Origin of the sequence: Nonomuraea sp. LP-02, from assembly GCF_036289125.1 — a bacterium.
GTDB lineage: Bacteria > Actinomycetota > Actinomycetes > Streptosporangiales > Streptosporangiaceae > Nonomuraea > Nonomuraea bangladeshensis.
Genome location: NZ_JAXCLK010000001.1, coordinates 2,329,083 through 2,350,632 on the forward strand (window position 1 = coordinate 2,329,083; position 21,550 = coordinate 2,350,632).

17 protein-coding genes are annotated in these 21,550 nt (G+C 73.5%); 9 read left to right on the forward strand and 8 right to left on the reverse strand.

All coding sequences use genetic code 11. The features are described from left to right. Positions 1 to 67: 67 nt before the first annotated feature. Positions 68 to 658: a class I SAM-dependent methyltransferase gene (locus tag SMD20_RS10785; RefSeq protein WP_329578478.1), complete on the forward strand. Its 591-nt coding sequence runs from the start codon at positions 68 to 70 to the stop codon at positions 656 to 658. Positions 659 to 1,101: 443 nt separating this feature from the next. Here the strand turns inward: SMD20_RS10785 and SMD20_RS10790 are convergent, their stop codons facing one another. From SMD20_RS10790 to SMD20_RS10800, 3 genes are read right to left on the reverse strand one after another with little or no spacing between them, the layout of a single operon-like run. After that, a complete protein-coding gene (locus SMD20_RS10790) occupies positions 1,102 to 1,899 on the reverse strand; it encodes an enoyl-CoA hydratase/isomerase family protein (RefSeq protein WP_329578481.1) in 798 nt (265 codons plus the stop codon). A 13-nt stretch (positions 1,900 to 1,912) separates the two neighbouring features. Then, positions 1,913 to 2,848, reverse strand: coding sequence for an alpha/beta hydrolase (locus SMD20_RS10795; protein WP_329578484.1), 936 nt, complete (start codon positions 2,846 to 2,848; stop codon positions 1,913 to 1,915). Between the two features lie 9 nt (positions 2,849 to 2,857). Beyond that, a complete protein-coding gene (locus SMD20_RS10800) occupies positions 2,858 to 3,541 on the reverse strand; it encodes a gamma-glutamyl-gamma-aminobutyrate hydrolase family protein (RefSeq protein WP_329578487.1) in 684 nt (227 codons plus the stop codon). Positions 3,542 to 4,028: 487 nt separating this feature from the next. Between SMD20_RS10800 and SMD20_RS10805 the strand changes: the two genes are divergently transcribed. Together SMD20_RS10805 and SMD20_RS10810 are read left to right on the forward strand one after the other, a co-directional pair. Beyond that, on the forward strand, positions 4,029 to 4,202 hold the full coding sequence (locus SMD20_RS10805; protein WP_329578489.1) for a hypothetical protein: 174 nt from the start codon (positions 4,029 to 4,031) through the stop codon (positions 4,200 to 4,202). Positions 4,203 to 4,668: 466 nt separating this feature from the next. Then, positions 4,669 to 5,787, forward strand: a complete 1,119-nt coding sequence (locus tag SMD20_RS10810; protein ID WP_329578492.1) for a globin domain-containing protein — start codon at positions 4,669 to 4,671, stop codon at positions 5,785 to 5,787. Positions 5,788 to 5,811: 24 nt separating this feature from the next. Here the strand turns inward: SMD20_RS10810 and SMD20_RS10815 are convergent, their stop codons facing one another. Continuing rightward, positions 5,812 to 6,609 (reverse strand): helix-turn-helix domain-containing protein, encoded by a 798-nt coding sequence (locus SMD20_RS10815; protein WP_329578494.1) that lies wholly within the window; start codon positions 6,607 to 6,609, stop codon positions 5,812 to 5,814. 279 nt (positions 6,610 to 6,888) lie between these two features. Here SMD20_RS10815 and SMD20_RS10820 point away from each other — a divergent pair, with 279 nt between their 5' ends. Further along, the gene (locus SMD20_RS10820) at positions 6,889 to 7,968 is read left to right on the forward strand and encodes a WD40/YVTN/BNR-like repeat-containing protein (RefSeq protein ID WP_329578497.1); all 1,080 of its coding nucleotides are present in this window, start codon (positions 6,889 to 6,891) and stop codon (positions 7,966 to 7,968) included. 3 nt (positions 7,969 to 7,971) lie between these two features. After that, positions 7,972 to 8,280: a hypothetical protein gene (locus SMD20_RS10825; protein ID WP_329578499.1), complete on the forward strand. Its 309-nt coding sequence runs from the start codon at positions 7,972 to 7,974 to the stop codon at positions 8,278 to 8,280. A gap of 40 nt (positions 8,281 to 8,320) precedes the next feature. Here the strand turns inward: SMD20_RS10825 and thyX are convergent, their stop codons facing one another. From thyX to SMD20_RS10840, 3 genes are all read right to left on the reverse strand, one after another. Then, positions 8,321 to 9,103, reverse strand: coding sequence for an FAD-dependent thymidylate synthase (gene thyX, locus SMD20_RS10830; protein ID WP_329578502.1), 783 nt, complete (start codon positions 9,101 to 9,103; stop codon positions 8,321 to 8,323). A gap of 89 nt (positions 9,104 to 9,192) precedes the next feature. Further along, complete coding sequence (locus tag SMD20_RS10835; RefSeq protein ID WP_329578504.1) at positions 9,193 to 10,467, reverse strand: amidohydrolase family protein; 1,275 nt, start codon at positions 10,465 to 10,467, stop codon at positions 9,193 to 9,195. Positions 10,468 to 10,550: 83 nt separating this feature from the next. Continuing rightward, positions 10,551 to 12,677, reverse strand: a complete 2,127-nt coding sequence (locus SMD20_RS10840; protein WP_329578506.1) for an anthranilate synthase component I — start codon at positions 12,675 to 12,677, stop codon at positions 10,551 to 10,553. A gap of 235 nt (positions 12,678 to 12,912) precedes the next feature. Here SMD20_RS10840 and SMD20_RS10845 point away from each other — a divergent pair, with 235 nt between their 5' ends. The 4 genes from SMD20_RS10845 to SMD20_RS10860 all read left to right on the forward strand — a co-directional run bounded on the left by SMD20_RS10845 (position 12,913) and on the right by SMD20_RS10860 (position 20,633). Continuing rightward, positions 12,913 to 14,355, forward strand: a complete 1,443-nt coding sequence (locus SMD20_RS10845) for a glycosyltransferase family 39 protein (protein ID WP_329578509.1) — start codon at positions 12,913 to 12,915, stop codon at positions 14,353 to 14,355. Positions 14,356 to 14,548: 193 nt separating this feature from the next. Next, positions 14,549 to 18,049 carry a S8 family serine peptidase gene (locus SMD20_RS10850; RefSeq protein ID WP_329578512.1) on the forward strand — a complete coding sequence of 1,167 codons (3,501 nt, stop codon included), beginning with the start codon at positions 14,549 to 14,551 and terminating at the stop codon, positions 18,047 to 18,049. Positions 18,050 to 18,129: 80 nt separating this feature from the next. Beyond that, positions 18,130 to 19,707, forward strand: a complete 1,578-nt coding sequence (locus tag SMD20_RS10855) for a CocE/NonD family hydrolase (RefSeq protein WP_329578515.1) — start codon at positions 18,130 to 18,132, stop codon at positions 19,705 to 19,707. Beyond that, a complete protein-coding gene (locus SMD20_RS10860) occupies positions 19,689 to 20,633 on the forward strand; it encodes a helix-turn-helix transcriptional regulator (RefSeq protein WP_329578518.1) in 945 nt (314 codons plus the stop codon). The genes SMD20_RS10855 and SMD20_RS10860 overlap by 19 nt, the downstream gene beginning before the upstream one ends. Here SMD20_RS10860 and SMD20_RS10865 read toward each other — a convergent pair. Then, entirely contained in the window at positions 20,624 to 21,514 is an 891-nt protein-coding gene (locus SMD20_RS10865) for an SDR family oxidoreductase (protein ID WP_329578521.1), read from the reverse strand. The genes SMD20_RS10860 and SMD20_RS10865 overlap by 10 nt on opposite strands. Positions 21,515 to 21,550: the final 36 nt, after the last annotated feature.

The window sequence follows — 21,550 nt, forward strand, 5'->3', positions numbered from 1 at the left end:
CCTACTGGCCGCAGGTACGCCCGGTGGGTGGAGCGGTGTAGAGGGATCTTGGCCGTACTTTCGTCGCATGTCCAACGACACGGCACTTTTTCTCGGCCAGTTCCTGCGCTCCCCCGCCGTGATCGGCGCGGTCGCCCCCAGCTCGCGGCGGCTGGCCACGGCCGTCTGCGCGCCGGTGCCGGAGCGCGGCGAGCCCACGGTCGTCGAGCTCGGGCCGGGCACGGGCCCTTTCACGGAGGAGATCCAGCAGCGGCTGGGCGGGCGCGGCCACCATCTGGCGGTGGAGCTGAACGCGCCGATGGCGCGGCTGCTCGCCGCGCGTTTCCCCTTGGTGGACGTGGCGCACGCGGACGCGGCCCGGCTGGGCGAGCTGCTGCGGGAGCGGGGGCTGAGGCAGGCGGACGTGGTGGTCAGCGGGCTGCCGTGGGCGGCCTTCCCCGAGCGGGCCCAGCGGGACCTGCTGGGGGCGGTGACGGCGGCGATGGGTCAGGGCGCGGCGTTCACCACCTTCTCCTACATCCACGCGATCCCGCTCAGCTCGGCGCGGCGGTTCCGTGCGCTGCTGGCGGAGCGGTTCGAGGAGGTCGTGCCGGGCCGGACGGTGTGGCGCAACGCCCCGCCGGCGTTCGTCTTCCACGCCCGTCGGCCCCGCGCCTGACCCCGCGCCCGGGCCGCGCTGGGTGGGGGGCGGGTGCACCCGAGGCGGAGGAAGCTCTGGCTCAACCACCTCACGCCACAGGTGCTCACCCGCGCGGTGCGCCCGCGGGCCGATCGACCCTGCCTGCCCTCGCCTCGCCGATCACGTACGGGCCCTGACGTGATCGCCGCGGGCGGGCCCGCCGGCAGGATCCCCGGCGCCGTCCCGTCCCCTGCGGGCGGGTGCGCGGGGCGCCATCGCCTCGGCGGCGCCGGCCCCGGGTCGCCCCGGTTGCCCGCGTGCGCGCAACCCCCTTCTTCGTCGTCCCGCACGCGGCCGGCGGCCCGCCACCTTCCCGGCCCGTCCGCCGGGGCGGCGTTCTCGACCTCGCCGGACGGTCCGTCATTGATCTGCGCCTACCCGGAGCGGGCGGAAGCACACGCCCCTCCGTCAGCCTCCCGGTGTCAGCCGAACGCCGGCGGGCGCTTCTCGCGCAGGGCGCGGACGCCCTCGGCGACGTCGGGTCCGGTGAAGCCGAGGAACTCCATGGCCAGCGAGGCGTCGAAGGACGGCCCGGCCAGGCGCAGCCAGTTGTTGAGCGCGTACTTGGTCAGCCTGATCGCCTCCTGCGCGCCGGACGCGAGCCGGACGGCGAGCTCCAAGGCCCGCTCGTGCACCTGGTCGTCGTCGACGCAGACGCTCACCAGCCCCATGCGCTCGGCCTCCTCGCCGGTGACCGGCTCGCACAGCAGCAGGTGGTATTTCGCCTTGGCCAGGCCGCACAGCAGCGGCCAGACGATGGCGGCGTGGTCGCCGGCGGCGACGCCGAGGCGGGTGTGGCCGTCGATGATGCGGGCGGTGCGCCCGGCGACGGAGATGTCGGCGAGCAGCGCCACCGCCAGGCCCGCGCCGACGGCCGGGCCCTGGATGGCGGAGACGACGGGCTTGCCGCAGTTGAGCACGTTGTAGACGATGTCGCGGGCCTCGCCGAACACGCGCAGCCTGGTCGCGTGGTCGGCCATCATCTCCTCGATCATCGACAGGTCGCCGCCTGCGGAGAACGCCCGGCCCTCTCCCCTGATGAGGACGGCCCGTACGCTGTCGTCGCGGTCGGCGTCGCGCCAGATCTCGGCCAGCTCGCGGTGGGCGGCGGCGTCGACGGCGTTGAGCCGGGAGGGCTCGCTGATCGTGATGCGCAGCACGCCGTCGGCCGGGGTGTCGAGGCGCAGCCTCTCGTAGCGGGCGTAGGCGTCGTCCTTCACCGGTCCTCCTTGCTCAAAGGGCCTGCCTGAGCCGGGTGGCCAGGTAGTCGCGGGCCTCTGCGCCCTGGTCGAACAGGCCGGGCAGGGCGGTGAAGCCGTGCAGGGCGCCGTCCCAGCGGCGGCACTCGGCCGGCACGCCGGCCTCGGCCAGGCGGCGGGCGTACGCCTCGCCCTCGTCGCGCAGCACGTCGTACTCGGCGGTCACCACGGTCGCGGGCGGCAGGCCGGCGACGTCGGGCAGCCGCAGCGGCGACAGCCGCGGGTCGGCGGGGTCGGCGCCGCCGGCGTAGCAGCGCAGGGACCAGGCCAGCTCGGCGGCGGACAGGAGGTAGCCCTTGGCGTGGTCGCGGTGGCTAGGCAGCTCCATGGCGGCGTCGAGAAGGGGGCAGGCCAGCGCCTGGTGGGCCAGGCGCAGGCCGGCGTCGCGGGCCTGCCAGGCAGCCACGGCCGCGAGGTTGCCGCCCGCGCCCTCGCCGGCGACGGCCACGACGCCGTTGCTCTGGTAGAAGGCGGGCCGGGCGAAGATGTCGCGCACGACCGTCCAGGCGTCGTCGGCCGCGGCGGGGAACGGGTGCTCGGGGGCCTGCCGGTAGTCGGCCGACACCACCACCGCGCCGGTGCGGACGGCGAGGAAGCGGCCCATCGCGTCGGAGCGCCTGACGTCGCCGATGACGAAGCCGCTCGCGTGGACGAAGCCGCCGCCGTGGAAGTAGACGACGACCGGCAGCGGGTCGGCGCCGGGGTCGGCGCGGTAGACGCGGATCGGCACGTTCTCGGCCACCTCGTCGCGGACGAAGGGCAGCGTGGTCAGCGGGCCGCGGTCCAGCACGTACGGGTCGGGGGCCGTGCGGGCCCGCTGGATGTCCTCCGGCGTGCGCGCGTCGTGGTCGGTGCCCTCGTCAGACCCGGCGGTGGCGAGGAAGCTCCGCGCCTGGGGGTGCAGCGGCATGATCGCAGCCTAGCGGGCCGCCTCCATGAACGCATCGAAGATCCGGGTGTCCCCGCCCCGCTCGGGATGCCACTGCACGCCCACGCCGAAGCGGTGTCCCTGCAGCTCCACGCCCTCGACGATCTGGTCCTCGGCCCAGGCCACGGCCAGCAGGCCGGTGCCGAGGCGGCGTACGGACTGGTGGTGCGGCGCGACCACCTCGACGCGGTCGCCGACGGCCTTGCCGAGCGCGCTGGTCACGCTCACCTGGATCGTGTGGGCGCCCGGCCCGGCGTGCCGGTCGCTGTCGAGGGAGTCGGGCAGCCAGGGGATCAGGCTGCCGCCCTGGGCGACGTTGAGCACGTGCATGCCGCGGGCGATGGCCAGGATCGGCACGTCTGCGCGTACGGCGGCGCGGGCCAGCGCCAGCTCGAAGCGGTCGCGGTTGGGCTGCGGCTCGGGGATCCTGGCGTCCTGCTCGCCGTTGTAGGTGTCCGCGCCCACCTCGACGCCGCCGGCGAGGACGAGGCCGCTCAGGCCGCGTACGTAGTCCTCCACGGCGTACGAGCTGACCGGCGGCAGGACCACCGGCGCTCCGCCCGCCCGCAGCACCGCCTTGGCGTAGGAGGGAGGCGACAGGACCGCCTCCCTGACCCAGTCGCCCCAGCGGGCGGCCTCGAAGTAGGCGGTGATGCCGATCAGCGGTCGGGACATGCGCTCTCCCGGGAGGGCAGGATGGGGTTGGTGCCGCCGCCGGCCCGTCAGCGCCGACGGCTTGAGGCCCATCATGGCGTACGCGCTTTCCGGTATGTCACTTCTCCGGAAGATCCCGCCATATCGGACTTTGGGCTTTCGCCCGCTTCACTGCCGCCTGTCAGGCGACCGCGTCCTGGCTGCGCCGGTCGAGGGGCCTCGCGGGGCGGTCCACCCGGCGGCTCTTCATGCTGAAGCAGGCCCCGCTGACCCCCTCGGCCTCGGGGCGTACCCGTGCCCCGGGCAGGCGACGGTGACCGTGACGCCGGTGCCGGCCACCTCCTCGGCGAAGCGCAGGCTCATCGCCATCAGCATCGGCGCTCCGCCTGCAGGTCGCCCAGGTCGATCGGCCCGCCGGGGATGCCTCCGGTGATGTCGACGACCCGGCCGGTCACAGCGCTCGGCCACCTCGGCGGCGAGCCTGGCCGGGCGGGCGCTGGAGCTGTTCATGACGCGCGGCTTCTTCCGCTACTCCCCCAGCAAGGAGGACGTGCTCTTCGGGGAGCTGGAGGCGATGGGCGTGCAGGCCGAGGTGATGCGGCTGGTCGAGCGCACCCCGGAGCCGCGCGAAGCTCCTGTCAGAAACGCGACGGGGCCCGCGTACGGATCGTCGAGGCGCTGATCGGGCGGGGGTGGCGGCGCTGGAGGCCGATCTCGCGGCGGCCGCCGCCGGGGCCGCGCTCGACACGGTGGCGCGCGAGTGGCTGCGCTCCGGCGAGGGCGCCGGCGGGGGGCGCCGACGGGAACGCCGGCGGGCTGGAGCTGACGGACCGCGTCTTCGCCCTGCTCCGCCCCGCGTTCCTGCGCTGACCCGGCCCGGATCGTCCCTCCGGACCCTCCCGCCACAAAAGGCGAACACGACTTTTGTTCGGGTTAATTACCCCCAGAAAAAAGAAAAAAGCGATCGCGGAGAAATTCGCACCGTATTGCGGCGAAACGGTTGTGACGCGTCAGGCGGGGTGTAAGACTCCTTTGCGAGCGCGTGGTAGCCGGGGCCGGCCGCGCCGCTCGTCACCCGGAGCCGTCAGGGAGGTGGAACGACGAGGACCGGAGCGTTTCTCCGGTCAGCAAAGTGGGGTTGCGTACAAATGTCGTTGAATCCGCGCCTGGTAAAAGAAAGTTTCTCCGTCGTCGAGCCGCACGCAGAACGGGCCACCGCCTATTTCTACGGCCGCTTGTTCGCCGAGAACCCGCAGCTGCGCGCCATGTTCCCGCCCGCCATGGACGTTCAGCGCGACCGCCTGTTCGGCGCGCTGACCCGGATCGTCTGGAGCCTCGACAGTCCCGACGGCCTCGACTCCTACCTCGGCCAGCTCGGCAGGGACCACCGCAAGTACGGTGTCCTCGCCGAGCACTACACCGCCATCGGCAACGCGCTGCTGGCCACGATCCGCCGCTTCGCCGCCGACATCTGGGACGACGAGATCGAGGCGGCGTGGGTGTCGGCGTACACCGCCGCGGCCGACTCCATGATCCGCGCGGCCGACGCCGACGCCGGCGTCTCCCCGCCCTGGTGGCTGGCCGACGTCGTCGGCCACGAGCTGCGCCACCGCGACATCGCCGTCATCACGCTGCGGCCGGCGCAGCGGCTGCCGTACCTGCCGGGCCAGTACGTCAACGTGCAGACCTCCCGCTGGCCGCGCGTGTGGCGGACGTTCTCCATCGCCAACGCGCCGCGCCCGGACAACACCATCCGGCTGCACGTGCGCTCGGTCCCCGGCGGCTGGGTGTCCACGGCGCTGACCCGGCACACCGCCGTGGGCGACACGGTCCTGCTGGGCCCGGCCATGGGCACGATGACGCCGGACGACGAGAGCGGGCGCGACATCCTGTGCGTGGCGGGCGGCACCGGCCTCGCGCCGCTGAAGTCGATCGTCGAGCACGTCATCGCCTCCGGCCGGCGGCCCAACATCCACCTGCTGTACGGCGCCCGCACCGCCGCCGAGCTCTACGACCTGCCCGACCTGCTCAGGATGGCCGCCGCGTTCCCGTGGCTGCGGGTGGTGCCGGTGGTCTCCGGCGACCCGTCCTGGGTGGGGATGAGCGGCGGCCTGCCCGAGGTGACGCAGCGCTTCCACTCCTGGAGCGAGCACGAGGTGTACGTGTGCGGCCCGCCCGGCATGGTCGGCGAGACCGTGCGCCGCCTGCAGTCCGACGGCGTCCCCCTGTCCCGCATCCACCGGGACGCCGTCCACGCCCAGAGCTGACCCGCCGGGCGCGGACACGGCGGTTCAGCCGCGGCGGAAGGCGGCGGCGGTCTCCTCGTCGCCCGGCCAGAACGTCTCGATCGCCAGCTCCGACACCGTCACGTCCAGCGGGGTGCCGAACGTCGCGATCGTCGTGAACATCGACAGCACCCGGTCGCCGTCCGCGATGCGCAGCGGCACGAGGATGTCGGCCGGGCCGGGCACGTGGGCCACGTTGAGGTCCACGCCGGGGTAGGTGTAGGCGGCCAGTTCCTCGTACAGCTCCGCCAGCCGCGGGTCGCCCGAGGTCTCGGCCTGCCGCCGGAGCGGGGGCAGCAGGTGGGCGCGCACCTCGGCCAGGTTGAGCAGCCGCCCGCCCATGGCCTGCGGGTGCAGCGACAGCCGCATCACGTTGACGGGCTCCTTCAGCAGCTCGGCCGGCACGCCGTCCATGAACATCGCGGCCGCCGCGTTGGCCGCCACCAGGTTCCACGCGGCGTCCACCACGACCGCCGGGTACGGCTCGTGCCCGGCGAGGATCCGGTCCAGCGCCTGGCGCACGACTCCCAGCTCCGGGGCGCGTACCTCCCGTTCGGGGTACATCGGCGCGAACCCGGCCGCGGTCAGCAGCGCGTTGCGCTGCCGCAACGGCACCTCCAGCTCCTCGGCCAGCCGCCGTACCATCTCCCGGCTCGGCCGGGCTCTGCCAGTCTCCAGGAAGCTGATGTGGCGGGCCGACACCTCGGCCTCGATGGCCAGGTCGAGCTGGCTCACGCGCCGCCGCTGCCGCCACGACCGCAACAACTCGCCAAAAGTCTCATTTCGTACGGCTACCGCTCCCATGTCGGAAAACCTACCGTTCCGGGGGAAGCGCCACGATTACCCGTCAGGTAATGAGCGGCCCCGCGAGCCGAGGCCGGGGACGTCACGGGGCGAATCCACCAGTGCCCGGAAGTTGTCGGCGCCGCGTGGCACGATGGGCGCCAAGCACGCCCACCAAAGACCCGCCCACCAGAGACACGCTCGTCAGAGACACGCTCGTCAGAGACACGCCGTTTCACCCTCCGCGCCCGCATCCTCCGCTCCCGCTCCGAGACCAGCTTTCACGCTGAAGGAGATCCGATGACTGACGCACTGCTCGCGATCGGCACCCGCAAGGGCCTGTTCCTCGCCCGCTCCCGCGACGGCGGCCCGTTCGAGGTCGAGCCGATCCAGTTCTCCACGGTGGCGGTCCCCTCGGTGGCCGTCGACACCCGCGCCCCCGCCCCCCGGCTGCTGGCCGGCATCGAGTACGGCCACTTCGGCCCGTCCGTCATGTACAGCGACGACCTGGGCCGCACCTGGAACGAGGCCGAGCGGCCGCCGATCGCCTTCCCCGAGAAGACCGAGGCCACCCTGACCCGGGTGTGGCAGCTCGTGCCCTCCCCCAGCGAGCCCGGCGTCGTGTGGGCCGGGGTCGAGCCGGGCGCGCTGTTCCGCTCCGAGGACCGCGGCGTGACCTACCGGCTGGTCGAAGGGCTGTGGGAGCATCCGCACCGCCCGCGCTGGGCGCCGGGCGGCGGCGGGCTGTGCCTGCACACGATCGTCTGCCACCCTGCCGATCCACGGGTCATGGGCGTGGCGATCTCCACGGGCGGCTTCTACCGCACCTCCGACGGCGGGCTGTCCTGGGAGGCGGCCAACCAGGGCATCAGAGCGCCGTTCCTGCCGGAGGGGCAGCAATACCCCGAGTTCGGGCACTGCGTGCACAAGGTCGCGCCCGATCCGGCCGACCCCGACCGGCTCTACCTCCAGCACCACTTCGGCGTCTACCGCAGCGACGACTTCGGCGGCGCCTGGCACGACATCGGCTCCTCGCTGCCGTCCGACTTCGGCTTCCCCGTCGTCGCCCATCCCACCCGGCCGGACACGCTCTACGTCCTGCCGCTGCACGCCGACATGGACCGCACGCCGGTCGGCCACCGCTACCGCGTCCACCGCAGCGACGACGCCGGCGGCACCTGGCGGGCGCTCGAGCGCGGCCTGCCGGAGGGGCCGGTGCACGCCTCCGTGCTGCGCGACGCGATGACCATGTCGGAGGCGGGCCTGTTCTTCGGCACCCGCGACGGCGAGGTCCACTGCTCGCGCGACGACGGCGAGAGCTGGACCCTGGTGGCCCGGCACCTGCCCGACGTCCTCACCGTGCGTGCGGCGGTGCTCTGACCCATGGCCGGATCGGTGACGATGGTGGTCTTCGTGCTGCCCAGCACGTTGCGGCGGTGGGTGAGCGGCCGGGCCGAGGTCAAGGTCTTCGCCGTGGGCGCCGACCGCGACTCCCCGCCCACCCTGGGCTCGGCGCTGGAGTCGCTGCGCCGCGCCCATCCGCTGCTGGAGGAGCGGCTGCGCGACGAGTACGGGCGCATCCGCCGGCACATCAGCATGTTCGTGTGCGGCGAGAACGCCCGGGGGCTCGGCGGGCTCGACTGCGCCCTTCCCCCGGGCGCGGAGGTCTACGTGCTGCCCGCCCTGACCTGACCGGCCCTGACCTGACCCGCCCTGCCCTCGGGGGGCGGGGTCAGACCTTGCGCCAGCCGGGGACCCAGGCGCCGTCCTCGACGACGTAGTCGCCGAAGAGCGCGGGGGCCTCCTCGCGCATCAGCTCGCCGATGCGCTGGAACAGCAGGCGGATCTCCTCCTCGGCCCCCACGGCGGTGCGGGCCTCGATGGTGTGCCGCAGCGTGCGCACGTTGGCCGTCCACACCAGCCCGGTGGCCAGGCCCTCGGGGGCGAACCTGCGCATGAACGAGGTGCGGTGCTTCTTCTCCGAGAACGGCACGCCCTCCTCGTCGAGCCCGAAGTGGCCGGCCATCCAGAGCTGGAACTGCTCGAGCTGCTCCAGCACCGCCGTGGCCCGCTTCATCAGCTCCGCGTCGGCCTGCGCCCACTCGGGGAACCAGAACGGCAGCTCGTCGAGGCGGACGAAACGCAGCGACTCCTGCGAGATGGCCACCCCGGGACGGTGGCGGACCAGCTCGTGGGTGAGCACCCGGCTCACGTTGTGCAGCACGAAGCTGAAGCTGACGTGCTCCAGGACCGAGCCGTGCGCGCTGGCCAGGATGTTGCGCAGGTATTCGTCCTGGTTTTCCCGGATGCGTACGACGTTGGGGTTGAGGCCCGGCTCGAAGGAGCGGTAGCAGAGCCGACCGGCGAACTCGGCGAGGTTCTGCGCGTCGAGGTCGCCGCGGTCGAGCCGCTCCAGCCAGCTCTCGCCGCCGACCTCGGAGAGGTAGCGGGCCAGCTCGTCGTAGTCGAGCGCCGGACGGGCGACGACGAAGACCTCGGGTTCGACACTGCGCATGTTTTCTTGAGCCCCCCGCTCGTTCGGGTATTCGGTGACCGCAGTCATGCATCCAACCAGGTGAGAGGCCGTTTGGGAAACGGGGCCGGTCAGAGGCGGTAGACGCGGCGGGCGTTGCCTGAGCCGATCATGTGGGCGATGCGGGCGGCGTCGCCGGCGCTCCACTCGCCGTCGCCGACGCGGCCGGCCAGGGCCGTGCCGAGGGCGCGGCGGTAGTAGAGCGCGCCGAGCAGGCAGCTCTCGGCCAGGCCGCGCGAGCCCGAGCTGAACAGCAGCTTGTGGAAGGGCGCCAGCTCCAGCAGGTCCTCCATGACGCGGGCCGCGGCGCCGGCGGTGTGCGGCAGGGCGAGGCCGACGTCCACGTAGACGTGGGGGTGGAGGCCGGCGAGGTAGGCGGCCTGGCGGTGGAACGGGTAGCAGCCGAGCAGGATCACCGGCACGCTCAGGGGCTGCAGGGCGGCGATGAAGGCGCTCAGCCGGACCGGGTCGGCGCGGTGCGGGCCGGGCGGCTCCGGTGCCGCGACGAGGCCGCTCAGCAGCAGCTCGGACGCGCTCAGTCCACGCCCGCCGCCATTCGTACGTCCGGAGTCGGCGTTGTCGGGGCGGGCGGAGTCAGGGTGGGGCGGGACGGGGGCGGCGGAGGTGGGGAAGCCGGTGTGGAGCTGGAGGGGCAGGCCGCGTTCCCTGGCCACGTCCACGGCGCTCCAGAGCAGGTGCCGCAGCAGCACCGGGTCGGTCAGCGGCTCCCTGGGCGCGGCGAGCCGGCGGTTGGCGGCGGCGATCACCGAGCCGCGGCTCGGCCGGGCCGGGTCGAAGTCGAGCCCGCACCGGGTGGCGACGACGGTCTTCAGCCCGACGGCGCGGGCGGCGCGGGCGGACAGCTCCTCGCCCAGGGTGTCGAGGTAGTCGACGGCGAGCGCGGCGCTCTCGGCGACGTCCTGCTCGATCTGCTCGACGCGGACCAGCTCGTCGGCGGCGGCGCCGCCGTGGCGGCCCATCTCGGCGGCCGACAGCAGGTCGAGGTCCTCGGTCCCGGTGTCGACCAGGAACGCGACCACCCCGGCCGCGGTCAGCAGCCGCCGGTTGACCTCGACGGACCCGAGGTCGGCCCGGCGGGAGAGGTAGACGGCGGGCGGGGCGTGCGGCTCCAGGTCGAGCACGGGCGCGCACCAGCGCCGCACCGCCATCCCGTACGGCGTGTCGAAGTGCGTGGTGCCGGGCGGCGCCGGGGCCCCGCCCTCGCTGATCAGCAGCTCGAACCGGGCCCGGCTCAGGTCGTCGCGGTGCACCCCGTGGCAGTGGTGGTCCACCAGCGGGGCCTGCAGCGCGTCACGCACCGTGACGGGCAGTTCTACGGGGAGCATGCGGAGACTCTAAGGGAGCCCCGCACGCCCCCGCGGCCGTTTTCACAGAGCGGTTTTCACACGGCCGTTTCACACAGCCGGCGTCACCGGCGGGACAGGCGCAGCACGTTCGCGACGACCTTGGCGCCCGCGCCGCCCTCCTGGGTGAGGATCGACTCGGGGTGGAACTGCACGGCGAAACGGCGCCGCTCGGGGTCCTCGATCGCCATGACGTTGCCGTCGGGCGTGAGCGCCGTGGCCTCGAAGCCGACCACCCCGGGCTGCTTGGCGTGCAGCGAGTGGTAGCGGGCGGCGGTGAACCGCTCGGGCAGGCCGTCGAGCAGGGCGCTGTCGCCGAGGCGGCCGACCTCGCCGCGCTTGCCGTGCTCGGGGTAGTCGAGCAGCTCAAGCGTGCCGCCGGCGTGCTCGACCATGGCCTGCAGGCCGAGGCAGACGCCGAAGACCGGCAGGTCGCGGGCGTAGACCTGGTCGAGCAGGGCGGACATCCCGAAGTCGGACGGCCAGCCGGGGCCGGGCGAGAGCACGACGAGGTCCGGCGCGATGTCGTCGATCATGTGGGCCGGGAAGCCGTGGCGCAGGGTCACGACGTCGGCGCCCTCCTGCCGGAAGTAGTCGGCCAGGGTGTTGACGAAGGAGTCCTCGTGGTCCACGAGCAGCACCTTCATGCCGAGCCCTGGCTGCGGGCGGGCCTCGGCGACCGGCACGGCGCCGGGCTCGTTGACCGCGGCGAGGGCGCCGAGCAGGGCGCTGGCCTTGAGCTCGGTCTCGCGCTCCTCGGCCTCGGGGTCGGAGTCGAACAGCAGCGTGGCCCCGGCGCGTACGGTGGCCACGCCGTTCTTGATCTGGGCGGTGCGCAGGGTCAGGCCGGTGTTCATGGAGCCGTCGAAGCCGATGAAGCCGATGGCGCCGCCGTACCAGCGGCGAGTGGTGGCCTCGTGGTCCTCGATGAACTGCATGGCCCAGGTCTTGGGCGCGCCGGTGACGGTGACGGCCCACATGTGGGTGAGGAAGGCGTCGAGGGCGTCGAACTCGGGGCGCAGACGGCCCTCGATGTGGTCGACGGTGTGGATGAGGCGCGAGTAGAGCTCGATCTGGCGGCGGCCGATGACCTTGACGGTGCCGGGGACGCAGATGCGCGACTTGTCGTTGCGGTCCACGTCGGTGCACATGGTCAGCTCCGACTCCTCCTTGACGCTGGACAGGAGGGTGCGGATGGCCTCGGCGTCCTCGACCGGGTTGCTGCCGCGGGCGATCGTGCCGGAGATGGGGCAGGTCTCGACGCGGTCGCCGCTGACCCGGACGTACATCTCGGGCGAGGCGCCGACCAGGTGCTCGCCCTCGCCGAGGCTGATGAGGAACTCGTACGGGGCGGGGTTGCTGCGGCGCAGGCCGCGGTAGAAGGCGGCCGGGTCGGTGCAGGCGGCGTGGAAGACCTGGCCGGGCACCACCTCGAACAGGTCGCCGCGCTTGAACTTCTCCTTGGCGGCGGCGACGACCTTGGCGTAGTCGCCCCTGACCGGGTTGGGGGGCAGCTCGCCGGGCTCGCGGAGCGGCGTGGCGGACCCGGTGCGCTCCAGCCCGCGGGTGGTGGCGCCGTCGACGGTGAACTCGTAGCGGTATTCGACGCAGGTCTCGCGCTGGCGGTCGACGACGACGAGCCGGTCCGGCAGGTGGAGCACCAGGTCGCGCTGGTCGTCGGGGCGGACCAGCTCCTGCCGGATGGGCTCGAACTGGAAGGCCAGGTCGTAGCCGAAGGAGCCGTAGAGGCCGAGGTGCGGGTCGTCGCCGCGGAAGGCGGCGATGACCTCGCGGATGGCGGTGAAGACGGTGGGCCGGCGGCTGCGCTGCTCCTCGGGGAGCAGGTCCTCCGACTCGGGGACGTGCACCTCGACCCGGTCGGCGGTCGGCTCGCTGACCGGCTTGCCCGCGGCCAGCAGGCAGGAGGCGACGGCGGGCAGGACGACGCGGCCGCGCTCGTTGAGCGCGGTGGCCGCGATGGTGCGGCCGCGGGCGACCAGTTCGAGACACGGGTCGACGTAGCCGAAGGCCCATCGGCTGTAGCGGCCCGGGTAGTCCATGCCCGAGGAGAAAGCGCCACCGCGGCGCTCTCCGAGGGCGGTCACGATCTCTTCGAGCGCCGCCTCGTCGACCTCGCGAGCCTCGCGCTCGACGCCGATCCCCCCGGCGGTGGTATATCCGCTCGTCTCCACTTGCTGCCCCTTATCACGTGAAATGATCGAGCCCCGGGGGCGGACACGAGAAAGGCCGCCTTCCGGGGCGGCCGTCCATGAGGAATGCGAAACTCGCGCCGCCTAGGAGCGGCGCCACCACTGGAGCTGAGCGCTGTTTCGCATGCCGACAGGTTAACCCCCGGACCAAGATCGCGCAACGCGGCCACGCCGCGGTCGTGACAAACGGCGCGTGGAGGATCTAGCTTGGGCGTTCATGGAGCGGCCCTTGGCGTGGCGGTCGGTCACGGTGGTCGCGGTCCTGCTGTCCGGGGTGCTGCTGGCGCTGAGCCCCTCCTACGGCTACCACCGCGACGAGTTGTACTTCCGGGTGCTGTCCGAGCACCCCGGCTGGGGGTACGTCGACCAGCCGCCGCTGACGCCGCTGCTGGCCGGGGCGGGCATCCGGCTCTTCGGCGACACGATCACCGGCATCCGGGTGTTCCCCGCGCTGGCCATGGCGATCCTGGTGTGGCTGGTGGCGCTCATCGCGCGGGAGCTGGACGGCTCACGTGCGGCCCAGACGCTGGCGGCGGCGGGCACGGCGACGGGGGCGTACACCCTCATCGCGGGGCACTCGCTGCTGACGCTCAGCTTCGACCTGCCGCTGTGGGCGGCGGCCATCCTGTTCCTGCTCAAGGCGCTGCTGCGGGAGCAGGAGCCGCGCTGGTGGCTCGCCGCGGGGGCGGTGATCGGGCTGGCCACCTACAACAAGCACCTCATCGCGCTGCTGGTGCTGGGCCTGGCGGCCGGGCTGCTCGCCGCGGGGCCGCGCCGGGTGCTCGCGAGCCCCTGGCTGTGGGCGGGCGGCCTGCTGGCGCTCGCGCTGGCCGTGCCGAACCTGCTCTACCAGGTGGCCAACGACTGGCCGCAGCTCAAGATGGCGGCGGCGCTCAGCGCGGACAAGGGCGCGGAGCTGCGGATGATGTTCGTGCCGATGCAGCTCACGCTGTTCGGGCCGGCGGTGTCGGTGATCGCGGCGTTCGGGTTCGTCCGGCTGTGGCGGGACCGGCGGGTGCGGGCGCTGGCGGTGGCCTATCCGGTGGCCGCGGCGCTGACGCTCATCGCCGGCGGGCGCTTCGACTACACGGCGGGGCTGATCCTGCTGCTGTTCGCGGCCGGCTGCGTGTCGGCCGCCGCGGCGGCCCGCCGGGTCCGGCTGGCGGCGGGCGTGGGCCTCGCGCTCAGCGGGCTGGGCTCGGCGCTCCTGGCGCTGCCGCTGGTGCCGGTGGCGGAGCTGGCGGGGACGCCGGTGCCGGCGATCAACGAGGTGGCGCGCGAGTCGGTCGGCTGGCCCGAGTTCGTGGCGGCCGTGCAGAGCGCGCGCGCCGCGATCCCGCCGGCCGAGCAGGCGACGGCGATGGTGTTCACCGGCAGCTACGGCGAGCACGGCGCGCTGGCGCGGGCCGGGGTGCCGCGCGTGTACTCGGCGCACAACCACCTCTGGCTGTTCGGCCCGCCGCCGGACACCGCCACCACGGCGGTGCTGGTCAACGTGGGGCCGCAAATCCGCGGGCAGTTCGGGACGTGCGAGCGGCGGGCCACGGTCGACAACGGGGCCGGCCTGGACAACGAGGAGCAGGGCCTCGTGGTGTGGCTCTGCCGGGACCTGCGCACCCCCTGGTCGGTCACCTGGCCGCGCTGGCGGCATTTCAGCTGAGCCGAGCGCACGAGTTTCAGGTCAGCCGCGCGGGCGGCGTTTCAGCTGACCCGCGCCGGCACCGCCCCGCTTTTGGGCATGACCGAATCTCCTATCTCTCTGTCATGTCACGGTTTATGACAAGTCTTGCTTTCCCGACATGCGCGCTTCACTCTTTCCGACAGAGGCGGAAAGATCACTCGAAGGAGAGCGTGTGCTCATCACCCCCCGAAGGCGGGCGGCCCTGGCCGGGCTCGTCGCCGCCGCCCTGTTATCCCCGCAGGCGTTGTTCCCGCAGGCCGCGTCCGCGGCCGAGCCCGGCAAGATCGACGCCGTCGTCCAGGCGGAGCTGGAGCAGGACGGCAAGGCCACCTTCTGGGTCCGGATGAAGGGGGCCGCCGACCTGAGCGGCGCCCGCCGGGCCGCCACCAAGCAGGCCAAGGCCGAGCTGGTGGTCGAGTCAAAGACCGAGCGTGCCGAGTCGGCCCAGCGGAGCCTGCGCCAGCTGCTGGACGCCCGCTCGGCCGACTACACCTCGTACTGGATCGTCAACGCCGTACGGGTCACCGCCGACGAGAAGCTGGCCGCGGAGATCGCCAAGCTGCCCGAGGTCGAGACCATCGCCCCGGTCCGCACGCTCAGCCTGCCCAAGCCGGACAAGGCCACGGCCGAGGCGCGGGTGAACGCCGTCGAGTGGAACATCGACAGGATCGGCGCCCCGCGCGTGTGGAGCGAGACGGGCAACCGGGGCGAGGGCATCGTGGTCGCCACGATCGACTCCGGCGCCCAGTTCGACCACCCCGAGCTGGCCGCGAGCTACCGGGGCAAGAACCCCGACGGCACGGTGACGCACGACTACAACTGGTTCGATCCGGCCCGGGTCTGCCCGACGTCGGCGCCGTGCGACAACAACGGCCACGGCACGCACGTCATGGGCACCATGGTCGGCGCGAACGGCATCGGCGTCGCCCCCGGCGCCCGCTGGATCGCCGCCAAGGGTTGCGAGCTGAACACCTGCACCGACGCCTCCCTGCTGGCCGCAGGGCAGTGGATCCTCGCGCCCACGGACGCCTCGGGCCAGAACCCGCGCCCGGACCTCGCGCCGGACATCGTCAACAACTCCTGGGGCGGCGACGGCTACGACCCCTGGTACAAGGAGACGGTCGAGGCGTGGGTGGCGGCCGGCATCTTCCCGGCCTTCGCCAACGGCAACGAGGGCCCGGCCTGCGACACCTCCGGCTCCCCCGGCCAGTACGTCATCAGCTACAGCGCGGGCGGCTTCGACGTCAACAACGCCGTGTACGCCCGTTCCAGCAAGGGCGAGGGCGAGGGCGGCGAGATCAAGCCGAACATCGCCGCGCCCGCCGTCAACGTGCGCTCCTCCACCCCCGGCGGCACCTACGACAGCTACACCGGCACCTCGATGGCCTCGCCGCACGTGGCGGCCACGGTGGCGCTGATCTGGTCGGCCTCGCCCGCGCTGCAGGGCGACGTGGCGAACACCCGGCCGCTGCTCGACTCGACGGCCGTGGACGTCAACGACACGAGCTGCGGCGGCACCGCAGCCGACAACAACGTGTGGGGCGAGGGCCGGCTCGACGCGTACGCGGCCGTCAACGCCGCGCCGAGGGGCGAGACCGGCGACCTGAGCGGCACGGTCACCTCCGGCGGCGCGCCGCTCGCCGGGGCCGCGGTCACCGTGGCCGGGGCGGTCACGCGCACGGTCACCACCGGCGCGGACGGCACCTACTCGATCCCGCGGCTGCTGGAGGGCGACTACGAGCTGACCGCGGCCAAGTTCGGCTACGACACGGCGACCGCCCGGGTGACGATCGCCGCCGGGCAGAGCGCCACCGCGGACGTGCCGATGACGCAGAAGCCCGGTGGCACGGTGTCCGGCACGGTCAGCACGGCGGGCACGCCCGAGGCGGGCGCGACCGTGGCCGCGCGCGGCACGCCGGTGAGCGCCGTCACCGACGCGGCCGGCCGCTACAGCCTGACGCTGCCCGAGGGCTCCTACGAGCTGACCGTCACCCCGGCCTCCCGCTGCTCCAGCCCGGCGACCGCCGAGGTCACGGTGTCCGGGAACGTCACCAAGGACATCGAGCTGCCGCTGCGCGGCGACGGGTTCGGCTACACCTGCAGGGGCGGGGCGCAGCCGTACGTGGCCGGGACCGAGAAGCTGGCGCTGACCGGCGACGACGAGGCCACGCAGGTGACGCTGCCGTTCCCGGTGCCGTTCTACGGGGCGGGCCAGAGCCGGGCGTGGATCGTCACGAACGGGTTCCTCACCTTCGCCGACAGCCGGGTGACCACCGCGAGCAACGGCAACCTGCCCACCAGCTCGACGCCGAACAACGCGGTCTACCCGTACTGGGACGACCTGATCGTGGACGCGCAGGCCGGGGTGTACACGGCGGTGACCGGCACGGCCCCGCACCGGGCGTTCGTGGTGGAGTGGCGCAACGTCGCCTTCTACAACGCCACCGGGCAGCGGATCTCGTTCGCGGCCCTGCTGGGCGAGGACGGCTCGATCTCCTTCCGCTACAAGGACCTCGCCAGCGAGCGCGCCCGGGGCACCAGCGCCACGGTCGGCATCGAGAACGCGACCGGCACGGACGCGATGCGCTACTCCTACGAGGAGGCGGCGCTGGCCTCCGGGCAGGGCGTGACGTTCACCGCGAGCCGGCACGGCCTGGTGACCGGCGCGGTCACCGACGCCAACGACGGCGACCCGATCGCCGGGGCGACGGTCAAGGTCGGCGACGTGGCGACGTTCACGACCGGCGCGGACGGCTCGTTCTACGGCCAGGTGCTGGCCGGCGACTACGACGTGACGGTGTCCAGGGAGCACTACGGCACCTTCACCAAGCAGGTCTCGATCGCGCCCGGCTCGGTGACCAGGATCGACACGAAGCTGGTGACCGGGCGGGTGAGCGCGTCGGCGGCGGAGCTGACCGTGGTCATGCCGGCCGGGTCCACCCGTACGCGGACGCTGACGCTCACCAACCTCGGCTCGGCGACGCCGTACACGGTGACGGGCGAGACGTGGGCGGCGGTGACGCCCGCGGCCGGTGAGCTGGCCACCGGGCAGCAGGTGACGCTCAAGGTGACGGTCTCCAGCGACGGGGTCGCGGCGGGCGCGGTGCGCGCCGGCAAGATCCTGGTGAAGTCGGCGAGCGGGCGGCAGCCCACGATCGAGATCGCGGTCAAGGTCGTGGTGCCGAGGCTCCAGGTGGCGGTCGACGTCGGCGGGTCGAAGGCGGCGACCGACGCCGCCGGGGACGCCTGGACGCCGGACCGCAAGTACGCCCAGGGCTCCCACGGCTACGTCGCCACCTCCAGCAAGACGCTGAGCACGACGAAGACCATCGCGGGGACGACGGACCAGGCGCTGTTCCGCTCCGCGCGCGAGGGCATGCTGGAGTACCGCTTCGACGGGGTGCCGGCCGGGACGTACACGGTGGAGCTGGACTTCGCCGAGGTCAAGAGCACGCAGATCGGCAAGCGCGTGTTCGACGTGCTGGTCGAGGGGCAGCTCGCGATCCCGGCGCTGGACCTGGCGCTGGAGGCGGGCACGTACACGGCCGTGGCCAGGCAGTACACGGTCCGCGTGGACGACGGGCAGCTCAACGTGCGCTTCGCCACGCGGGTGGGATCGCCGGTCGTGAACGCGATCCGGATCTCCGAGCGGCCCGACCGCACGGCCCCCTGACGGCGCTCCCGGGCCGGCCTCTCTCCAGGGGCCGGCCCGGGGCTACCGCGTCCGGACCGGCATATGTTACTGAGTAGTACATGAGACGCGTCCGGCTCCAGCGCGACCTCCCGGTCCCGATGCCCGACGGCGTGCGGCTGCTGGCCGACCACTACGCCCCGGCCGGGGCGGGGCGGGCGCCCGTGGTCCTCGTCCGCTCGCCGTACGGGCGGCGCGGCCTGTTCGGGCTCATGTACGGCCGCGGGTTCGCCCGCCAGGGCCTCCATGTCGTCATCCAGAGCTGCCGGGGCGGCTTCGGCTCGGGCGGCACCCTCGACCCCCTCGGCGACGAGCACGAGGACGGTCTGGCCACCATCGCCTGGCTGCGCGAGCAGCCCTGGTACGGCGGCTCGTTCGCGATGTTCGGCCCCTCCTACCTCGGTTACACGCAGTGGGCCGTCGCCCCCTACGCCGGACCGGAGCTGAAGGCCCTGGCGACCCAGATCACCGCCTCCCAGTTCCGCGACGCCGCCTACGTGGGCGGGGCCTTCGCGCTGGAGTCGGCGCTGAGCTGGACCACGCTCACCGACGGCATGTCGCGCCGCCTCGGCGGGACCGCGGTGCTGACCGCGCCGCGCTCGACCCGCCGCGCGGTGCTGTCGGGGCGGCCGGTGGCCGAGCTGGACCAGTTGTCGGCGGGCCGGCCGCTGCCGTTCTTCCAGGACCTGCTGGCCCATCACGCCGATCCGGCCGTCCCCTACTGGGACAAGCGCGACTTCTCCCCCAAGGTGGGCGAGGTGGACGCGGCCGTCACCATGCTGGGCGGCTGGTACGACGTCTTCCTGCCCTGGCAGCTCCAGGACTACGCGGCGCTGCGCCGGGCGGGCCGCCGCCCGTACCTGACGATCGGCCCCTGGTGGCACATCGACGCCCGGCACGCCCGCCCCACCCTGACCGAGGCGTCGGCGTGGTTCCGCGCGCACCTGCTGGGCGACCCTTCGCTGCTGCGGCCCCAGCCGGTGCGCCTCTACGTGACGGGCGCGGAGGAGTGGCGCGACTACCCCGACTGGCCGGTGCCGGGGATGCGCGAGCGGCGCTGGCACCTGCAGCACGGCTTCGGCCTCGGCGAGGACGGTCCCCAGGAGGCCGGGCCCGACCGGTTCCGCTACGACCCGGTCCACCCGACACCGGTCATCGGCGGGCCCGTGCTGCTCGGCGACTCCCGGCCGCGCGACCAGCGCAGGCTGGAACAGCGCCGCGACGTGCTGGTCTACAGCTCGCCCGCGCTGCGCGCGGACGTGGAGATGATCGGCCCGGTACGCGCCGAGTTGTTCGTCCGCTCCAGCACCCCGTACGTTGACGTCGTGGTACGGGTGTGCGACGTGGCGCCGGACGGGCGCTCGCTCAACGTGTGTGAGGGCGTACGAAGGCTCGGGCCGGGGCCGGAGGGCGTGCGGCGGGCCGAGGTCGACCTGTGGCCGATCGCGCACCGGTTCCGGCGCGGCCACCGGGTCCGCGTGCACGTGGCGGCCGGGGCCTACCCGACGATCGCCCGCAACCCGGGCACCGGCGATCCGCTCGCCGCGGGCGGGCCGATGGTGCCCGCCGACGTCGAGGTCTTCCACTCCCCCGGCCTGCCCTCCGCCGTGGTGCTGCCGCTGTGCGCGCCGCGCGGCTGATGTCGCTGGTCCTGCTGCTGCAGGGCCGGGGCGGGATGACGGCGGCGGAGCTGGCGAAGGAGCTGGAGGTCTCGGAGCGGACCGTGCACCGCGACGTGCTCGCGCTCGCCGAGGCGGGCGTGCCGGTCTACGCCGACCGGGGCCGGGGCGGCGGCTACCGGCTGCTGGACGGCTACCGCACCCGGCTGACCGGGCTCGACCGGGCCGAGGCCGAGGCGCTGTTCCTGTCGGGGGTGCCGGCCGCGCTGCGCGAGATGGGGCTGCAGGACGTCGCGGCCACCGCCCGGCTGAAGGCCGCCGCGGCGCTCTCCCCCGGGCTGCGCGACGCCCCCGCGACCGCCGCGCAGCGCTTCCACCTGGACGCGCCCGGCTGGTTCGCCGGGGACGAGCCGCCGCCGGCCGCCCTCGCCACGCTGGCGCGGGCGGTGTGGAACGACCGGCGGGTGCGGGCCCGCTACAAGGACCGCGTCCGCACGCTGGAGCCGTACGGGCTGGTGCTGAAGGCCGGGGCCTGGTATCTCGCGGCGCGGCTCGGCAGCCGCTTCCTCATCTTCCGCGTGCACCGGTTCGGCGAGGTGGCCGTGCTGCCCGAGACCTTCGACCGCGAGCCCGGCTTCGACCTGGCCGCGTTCTGGGCGGCGCAGTCGGCCGAGTTCAGCCGCTCGCTGCTGCGCGAGGAGATCACGCTGCGGCTCAGCGAGCGGGGCCGGCGGATGCTCCGGCACGTCGCCGACCCGGCCGCGCTGGCCGGCGCGCTCGCCTCGCTCCGGCCCGACGGCACCGTGCGGCTGGCGGTGGAGTCGCTGGAGGTGGCCTTCTCGCAGGTGCTGCGGTTCGGGCCGGAGGCGGAGGTGCTGGAGCCGCCGGAGCTGCGGGCGATGGTCGCCGACGCCGCCGCCCGCACCGCCGCGCTCTATCAGCGGTAGCCCGCCGGGTCCGCCTCCTTCCCCTGCTCCAGGACCTCGGTGATGTAGCGCCACACCTGGGGGCGGCTGCCGTCCACGTCGGTGAAGCCGTACGCGTCGGCCAGCTCGCCGCTGGTCAGCGAGCGGCCCGACCAGCGGCTCCGGTCCGGGTCGGCGGCGAGCGCGGCGACGGCGCGGCCCGCGTAGGCGGGCGTCTCGGACACCATCCAGGCCGGGTCGGCCTTCGCCTCCCGCCAGGTCTCCTCCGTGACGCCGAAATTGTCGAGCATGGCCTCCGAGCGCAGGAAGCCCGGCGTGATCGCCACCCCGGTGCCGCCGTGCGGGCGCAGCTCGTGCGACCAGGCGTACGCCAGCCTGTTCACCGCCACCTTGGCCAGGTCGTAGTAGACGTTGCCCCGGTAGCGGGTCTGGTTGAACTCCCAGGTGCCGTCGGTGACCTCGACGACCAGCCCGCCCTCGTGCCCGACGAGCAGCGGCAGCAGGTACTTGGCGGTGACGAGGTGGGTCTCGACGGCCAGCCGCAGCAGCCGCAGCCCGTCGTCCAGGTCGTGCTCCCACACGGGGGTGTCCCACTTCCACAGGCGGTCGCCGCCCCAGATGTCGTTGACCAGCACGTCGAGCCGCCCCTGCTCGCGCCCGATCCGCTCGGCCAGCGCCGTCACCTGCTCGGGGTCCAGGTGGTCGGCGGGCACCGCGATGCCGGTGCCGCCGGCCGCGGTGACCAGCTCGGCGGTCTCCTCGACGGTCTCCGGCCGGTCCATCTCCGAGCGTGCCGCGCGGGTGCTGCGACCCGTGCAGTAGACGGTCGCGCCGATCTCCCCGAGCGCGACCGCGATTCCTCGTCCCGTTCCGCGGGTGGCCCCCGCTACTACTGCGATCATGACGCCGATCGTGCCGCCGAAAGAGGACATCTCATG